The 7,136-nt window shown below is 73.3% G+C and carries 6 protein-coding genes; all 6 read right to left on the bottom strand.

All coding sequences use genetic code 11. The annotated features are described in order from the left end of the window. Window positions 1–160 precede the first annotated feature (160 nt). The 6 genes from AB0953_RS28855 to AB0953_RS28830 all read right to left on the bottom strand — a co-directional run bounded on the left by AB0953_RS28855 (window position 161) and on the right by AB0953_RS28830 (window position 6,911). A complete protein-coding gene (locus tag AB0953_RS28855) occupies window positions 161–412 on the bottom strand; it encodes an acyl carrier protein (protein ID WP_366862509.1) in 252 nt (83 codons plus the stop codon). 32 nt (window positions 413–444) lie between these two features. Then, complete coding sequence (locus tag AB0953_RS28850; protein ID WP_366862508.1) at window positions 445–1,473, bottom strand: methyltransferase; 1,029 nt, start codon at window positions 1,471–1,473, stop codon at window positions 445–447. 15 nt (window positions 1,474–1,488) lie between these two features. Further along, a complete protein-coding gene (locus AB0953_RS28845; protein ID WP_366862507.1) occupies window positions 1,489–3,300 on the bottom strand; it encodes a non-ribosomal peptide synthetase in 1,812 nt (603 codons plus the stop codon). A gap of 8 nt (window positions 3,301–3,308) precedes the next feature. Next, window positions 3,309–4,124: a hypothetical protein gene (locus AB0953_RS28840; protein WP_366862506.1), complete on the bottom strand. Its 816-nt coding sequence runs from the start codon at window positions 4,122–4,124 to the stop codon at window positions 3,309–3,311. A 125-nt stretch (window positions 4,125–4,249) separates the two neighbouring features. Next, window positions 4,250–5,035 (bottom strand): alpha/beta fold hydrolase, encoded by a 786-nt coding sequence (locus AB0953_RS28835; RefSeq protein ID WP_366862505.1) that lies wholly within the window; start codon window positions 5,033–5,035, stop codon window positions 4,250–4,252. Between the two features lie 334 nt (window positions 5,036–5,369). Then, window positions 5,370–6,911, bottom strand: coding sequence for an amidase (locus AB0953_RS28830; protein ID WP_366862504.1), 1,542 nt, complete (start codon window positions 6,909–6,911; stop codon window positions 5,370–5,372). Window positions 6,912–7,136: the final 225 nt, after the last annotated feature.

Here is a 7,136-nt window from a genome sequence, read left to right as displayed (position 1 = left end):
ATATCGATCGCTCTGACGAGGCTATTTCGCGCCACGGGGCCGAACCACCCCTGACGACCCCTATCGGACCGGTGTGACCACATGCCGAAGGGCGCGGCAGCACAGGGGCTGCCGCGCCCTTCGCACGGCGGAGCTCGGAAGCTCGGAAGCTCGGGAGAGGTCAGGCCGCGGCCGCGAACAGCCCGGTGAGCGTGGCCCACAGGGAGCCCGGGGTCGCGAACGTCTCCATGGCCAGGGCGTCGTCGGTGAACGTGACCTGGTAGGTGTTCTCCAGCTCGATGAGCAGGTCGACGATGCCGAGGGAGTCGAGCCCGAAATCACGCAGGTCGAGGTCCGCGGCGAATTCGGCGTCGTCGGGCAGGAAGGTCAGGTGCGGCCTGACGATGGGTTCGAAACGGCTGTCCCACAACATGGTGGTTTTCCTTTCTTGCGGCGGCGGCCGCCTCAGTCGCGGGCCAGGACGCACTCGATGACGCTGTGCTCCGTGGAGAGGTTCTTGATGGATCGGACCTCCAGGCCGGCCTTGGCGGCCTGGGCCCGCATGTCGTCCTCGCCGCGGATGCGGGTGCCCTCCTCGCAGACGACCATCTGGAACAGGGAGCGGATGGCGGAGGCGTTGTCGTGGCCCAGCAGCGGCTCGATGACGAAGAGGACCGGCTCGGCGGCGACGCCCTCGGACTCCTCGATCGTGCGGACCATGGCGCGCTGGACGCTCTCCAGGATCTTGCTGCTGCTCTCGGGGCTCCAGTTGTGCAGGACGTTCTTGAGGAAGTACGCGTCCGCGCCGCTGGGGACCTCGGTGAAGAAGTCGGCCTCGGTGAAGGACAGCCGGCCCTGCAGGTCCGCGTCGCCGGACTCGGCGAGGATGCGGGCGCCGCGGGCGGCGACGTCGCCGCGCTCGGCGACGGTGCCGGTGATGTCGGGGTGGGCGGCCAGGATGCCCTTGAGCAGGTGGCCGGTGCCGCCGCCGACGTCGATGACGTGGCTGATGTCGGAGAAGTCGAAGTCGCGGGCGAGTTCGGCGGCGGCCGGGCGGGTGATGTCGGCCATGGCCCGGTCGTAGACCTCGCCGGCCTCCGGGTCGCGGTCCATGTACGCGTAGATGGAGCTGCCGTACTCGGAGCGGGAGGAGGGGGCGCCGGTCTTGACGGTGGTGAGCAGGTCGCGCCACACGTCGTAGTACATCTCGCCGCCCAGCACGCACCAGTAGCGCATGGAGCGCGGGTGGTCGTCGCGCAGTTGCTGCGAGAGCTCGGTGTGGCCGAACGTGCCGTCCTCGTTCTCGTGGAAGACCCCCACTATGCCGAGGACGCGCATCAGGTAGAGCACGCCGTCGGGGTGGGCGTCGGTGAGTTCGGCGATCTCCTCGGCCGTCTTGGGGCCGTCGGCGAGGTGGTCTGCGATGCCGAGTCGGGCGGCGACGCCCAGGGAGCGGGAGATCCATCCCATGCCGGCGAGCTGCAGGAGCTGCATCCTTGTTCCATCTCCTCAGTGAGTGGGGTGGTGCGGTGGGCGGGAGTCGTTGGTGGTCAGCCGCAGTACGGTGCGGTGCTCGAGCACGTCCTGAAGGCTCAGGCGCAGTCCGTGCCTGCGGGCCCGGCCGACGACCTGTGCGGCGCCGAGGCTGGTACCGCCGAGGGCGAAGAAGTCGTCGTCGACTCCGACCTTCGGGGCCTGGGTGAACTGGGCGAACAGGGAGCACAGCAGCTCCTGTTCGGGGGTCTCGGGGGCCCGGTACGCGGTGCGGGCGGTGAACTTCGGCCTGGGCAGCGCGGCGGTGTCGAGCTTGCCGTTGGCGTTCAGCGGCAGCGCGTCCAGGGTGAGGAACGCCGTCGGCACCATGTAGTCGGGCAGGGTCCGGGCGAGGTGCGCCCGCAGCAGGCGCTCGTCGAGTACGTCGATCCCGGCGGCGGGCACCGCGTACGCGACCAGGTGCACCTCCCCGGACGGTTCGCGGTGCACGGTGACGGCGGCGCGGCCCACGTCGGGGTGGCGCAGCAGGGCCGTTTCGATCTCGCCGAGCTCCACGCGGTAGCCGCGGATCTTGATCTGCCCGTCGAGGCGGCCGAGGTACTCCAGGACCCCGTCGTCCCCTTCGCGCACCAGATCGCCGGTGCGGTACATGCGGCTGCCGGGCGGGCCGTACGGGTCGGCGACGAACCGTTCGGCGGTGAGGGCCGGGCGGCCGAGGTAGCCGCGGGCCAGCTGGGTCCCGGCGATGTACAGCTCGCCGGGGGTGCCGGGGGCGACCGGTCGCAGCAGGTCGTCGAGGACGTGCAGGCGGGTGGTGCTGGTGGGGCGGCCGATGGGCACGGCCGTACCGGGGGTGAGGGGGTCCTCGGGGGCCAGGACGTGCACGCAGCAGCCGACGGCGGCCTCGGTGGGCCCGTACTCGTTGATGACGGTGACGCCCGGGTTGCGGCGGCGGAAGGTGTCGACGACCTCGGAGAGCAGCTGCTCGCCGCCGACGACGAGCTGCCCGGTGGGCGCCGCGCCGTCGGGGAGGGTGTCGAGCAGCGCCATGTGCGAGGGGGTGACCTTCAGCAGACTGGCCTGCTGCCCGCCGGGCTCCTCCAGGGCGGCGATGCGGACAGCGCCGCCGTGCAGCAGGGGCGCGTACAGGGTGGTGACGGTCATGTCGAAGGCGACGGAGGAGTGCAGCAGGGCGCTGCCGGCGGCACTCGGGTACAGGGCGCGGGCGTCACCGAGGTAGGCGGCCAGGGCCCGGTGGGTGACCACGACGCCCTTGGGGCGGCCGGTGGAGCCGGAGGTGTAGATGACGTACGCGGGGTGGTCCGCATCCAGCGGCGTACGGCGCTCGCCGTCGGTGACGGGGTGCGCGGGCAGCGCCTCCAGCGCCCGGACGGTGTCCGGATCGTCGAGCAGCACGACCGGAGCCGCGGCACCGAGACCGGCGCCACCGCCGCTCGTGACGAGGAGGGCCGGACGGGAGTCCTCCAGCATGTGCGCGAGACGGTCGCGCGGGTTGTCGAGGTCGACCGGCAGGTACGCCGCGCCGGCCTTGAGGACGGCGAGGAAGGCGACGACGAGCTCCGCGGAGCGCCGCAGCCCGACGGCGACGAGGTCCTCGGGGCCGACGCCCCGCGCGATGAGGTACCGGGCGAGCCGGTCGGCACGCTCGTGGAGCTCCGCGTACGTGAGGACGGCGCCGCCGTGCACGAGGGCGGTGGCCCCGGGCGTCAGACGCGCCTGCACACCGAGCAGCTCGGGCACGAGAACCTCGGGCCCGGCAACGACGGCGTCGACCCGGACGGGGGTACCGGAAGTGACCATGCTCATGAAGGGTTTCACCTGCCCGCGGGCTGTCGGCGGTCGGACGCGATCAGGGCGCCCAGGGCGCGGGCCGCGGCCGGAGCGCGCAGCAGGTCGTCGTGGGGGACGTCGATGCGCAGCTCGCGGCCGACCGGGTGGCGCGGTGCCGCGGTGGTCACCGCGGCCGCCCCGGCCCAGGCGGCGGGGTCGGCGAGGTCGTCGGCAGCCGTCAGGTAGCCGACGAGGGCGCTGAAGGCGCCCGACAGCTCGTCGCGGATGTCGTCGTCGAGGTCGAGGCGCTCGGCGGTGGTGGCGACGGCCTCGGTGAAGGCCTGCTCGAGGACCAGGCCGGTGGCACCGACCCCGCCCGTCCCCTCCGGGCCGCCCTGCTCCTCGAGCCGGTTCCCCACCGCATGGAAGGCGGCCAGTTCCCGCTCGTCGAGCACGGCGGCGAGCGTGCCGCCCACTCCGTGGAAGTTCTTGAACATCCCTTCGCAGGAGGGGAGTTCGGGATCGAGCAGGATCAGCTGCGGCTGCTCCTGCCACGCGCCGATCCGGTCGGCGAGGGCTGCGGCGAAGACCGAACCGGCGCAGTAGCCGGCCACGGCCGCGACGCGGGTGCCCGTCTCCCGCAGCCCTGCCAGCCACCAGTCGAGGTAGGCCCCGCCGGTGCGGGCGACCCCGTCGCCCGGCAGCGGCGGAAGGCTGGCCCACACGGTCAGCGGCGGGTCCAGGAGCGGGGCCAGGTCGGCGAACTGCGCCTGCTCGCGGCCGCTGCCGGTGAAATCGACCACCAGCGTGACCGCGTCGTCCGCGCCATGACTCAGCGCTCTCCACGCTCTCGGGCTCACCGTGATTCCCAATCCTTGCGACGTCAGGAACTTCACTTCACGCTAGGGTCCCGGTCCTGATCTGCGGACCCCTACCGTTCCCGGCCCGACCCCTAACAGCCGACCGGATGCGTTGCGGGGCGGCGTCAGCGCACCCCGGCGACCCCCGCCGACACCCGCTCCCGCAGGACGTCGAGCACTTCCTGGGGCCGATCCGCCAGATAGAAGTGGCCGCCTCCGGGGAAGACCCGCAGCTCGATGCCGGCGCTGGTGTGCTCCTCCCAGGCGCGGGCCTCGGCCAGGGTGGTGGTGGGGTCGCTGTCGCCGACGAGGACGCAGACCGGGGTGTCGATCCGGGTGCCGGGCTCCGCCCGGTAGGTCTCCACGGCCCGGTAGTCGTTGCGGATGGAGGGGATCGCCATCCGCATGATCTCCTCGTTGCCCAGGACCCGGGCATCGGTGCCGCTGAGTCGGCGCAGCTCCTGGATGAGCCCGTCGTCGTCCCGGGTGTGGACCCGGTCGGCCCGTGTCCGGGAGGGGGCACGCCGCGCGGAGGCGAACAGCAGCACCGGCCCGGGCAGCGCAGCGTCCTGAAGCCGACGGGTCACCTCGAAGGCGACGGTGGCGCCCATGCTGTGGCCGAAGAGGTACAGCGGCACGTCCGGTTCGGCGGAGACCAGGGCGGCGAGCTCGGTGAAGATCCGGTCGGCGAGCACGGCAATGCTGTCGATCAGCGGCTCCCCGCGCCGGTCCTGGCGCCCCGGATACTGCACGGCGAGCACGTCGACGCCGGGGGCCAGGGCCTGCGCCACGGGGAAGTAGAAGCTGGCAGATCCCCCGGCATGCGGAAAACAAACCAGCCGCGGAGCCCCGGCATGAGCGTCGCCATAACGACGCAGCCAGACACTGTCGGTGGCGGGACGAGAGGACATGGAAGCCTCCTCAGGCTCGGTCGATTGATAGAAATCCAGCACGCGGCACACGCCCGCCCGCGCAACGCTTTCCGTTCCGGCCCGCCCAGCGCCTGCCGTTCCGGCCCACCGGCGTTTGCCGTTCCAGCCGCGCCGGCGTTTGCCCTTCCAGCCCCGCCGGCGTTTGAGGCGCGGGGGTCCGGGGGCGGAGCCCCCGAAAGGGGTGCAGGGGCGCAGCCCCGCAGCGGGGCCCGGGGGCCGCAGGCCCCGGTTTCGGGAAGGGGCGGGGTGGGGGAACGAACCGGCGCGGGACCAAGTCCCCCGCCCCCACCCCACCCCACCCCACCCCACCGTCTCAACCCCCCGGCAAGGGATCCGGCAGAAACCCGAAGAGCATGGACGTCAGCGCCCACTGCCCACACAACGCATCCAGCTCCGCACCCCCCACCTCAACTCCCAACTCCCGCAGCCCCGCCAGAAGCCTCCGCCCCGCCTCCCCATCAGCAGCCCCCTCCACCCCGGCAGCCACCCCAGGCACAGCCCACCCCCCGGCCGGAGCCGGAGCCAGGGCCGCAGCGGGCTCCAGATCCAGAGCGGGGGCCGGACCCCGGCGCGGCCGCCGCACATGCCACCCACTACGCCGCTGATACGCATCGGCGAGCCCGGCCAACGCGAAGTCACTCCCCGGCAACCCCGCCAACTGCAGCGACACCGGCAACCCGCCCTCAAAGCCCATCGGCAACGCAATGGCGGGGAATCCCACCCCGCTCCACAGCCCCGGCAGCCAGGAGATCGCCCCCAGCCCCTCGACGTCGTCGTACCGCGGCGCGACTCCGGGCCAGGCAGGCGTGGCCACGGCGGCGAGCCCGGCGAACCTCCGCCGCATGCCGGCCGCCGCCCAGGCCCGCACCCGCTGCGCCCTCACGTACGTGGAGGCGCTGATCAACCCGCCCAGCACGACGGTCCGGCGGAACGGCCGCCCGTACTGCGCCCAGCGCCCCGCGAGGGCCGCCTGGTGCACCTCGTACGCCTCGGCGAGCAGGGTGATGACCTGCGCGGCGAACAGCGGATACAGCTCGGGCAGCTCCACGGGCACCAGTTCGGCTCCCAGCCCCCGCAGCTCCTCCAGGGCGCCGTCGAAGGCGGTACCGCAGCCCTCCGAGAGCTGTCCGGATTCGGCAAGGGCCCGCTCGGGCACACCGATGCGCACCGGCCCCGCCGGATCCTGCCACGTCAGACCACCCGGCTCCCGCCCGGCCAGCACGGCCAGCGTCTCGGCCCCTTCCCGCACGCTCCGCGACAGCGTCCCGACGGTGTCCAGACTCCGGGCCAGCGGCAGAACGCCGTCCACCGGCACCAGCCCGGGCGTCGGCTTGATCCCGGTCACCCCGCACAGGGCGGCCGGGATGCGGATGCTGCCGCCGGTGTCCGTTCCCAGGCCCACGTCGAAGAGCCCGTCCGGCAGCCCCGCCGCGCTGCCGCTGCTGGAGCCGCCGGGATAGCGGTCGGGGTCCCACGGGTTGCGCGGCACCACCAGGCCGAGCTCCGGGTCGGGCCGCCCGAGGGCGTGCTCCGCCAGGGTGGTGGAGCCGACGACGACCGCCCCGGCCCGGCGCAGCCGTGCGACGAGGGGGGCGTCGGCTCCGGCGTACCAGGCCGGGTCGTTGACGCGGGAGTGCCCGGTGACGGGGGCTTCGCGGGTGGCTATCAGGTCCTTGACGGCGACCGCGAGCCCGTGCAGCGGGCCGGTGTCCTCACCGGCCGCCGCGGCGGCGTCCAGCCGGGCCGCGGCCTCGGCGGCCTCGTCCTCGTAGCGCCGGTTGAACACCCCCAGCACGGGGTCGAGCAGGTCCGTCCGGGCCCGCCGGCTCGCGATGCGGCTGCTGACGTCGGCCATGGCGCTCCCTGAGCAGTAGACGGAAGAAGAGCAGGACAAAAGCCCCGTGGACCGGAACGGATGGGGACGTCCCGGACCATGCGGCCCGAGCGTAGGCAGCACCGGCCCACCGCAGTCCCCCTGCCTCAACCCCTATCCGCACCCGGCCGGCACCCGGCCGGCACCCGGCCGGCGCCCGCCCCGGCAACCCATGCCCCCGACACCCTCCCCTTCGCCCTCCGACCA

Source organism: Streptomyces sp. NPDC046866, assembly GCF_040704625.1.
Lineage (GTDB): Bacteria > Actinomycetota > Actinomycetes > Streptomycetales > Streptomycetaceae > Streptomyces.
The sequence above is the reverse complement of the archived record's forward strand: the minus strand, read 5'-3'. Positions and strand labels throughout refer to the sequence as shown.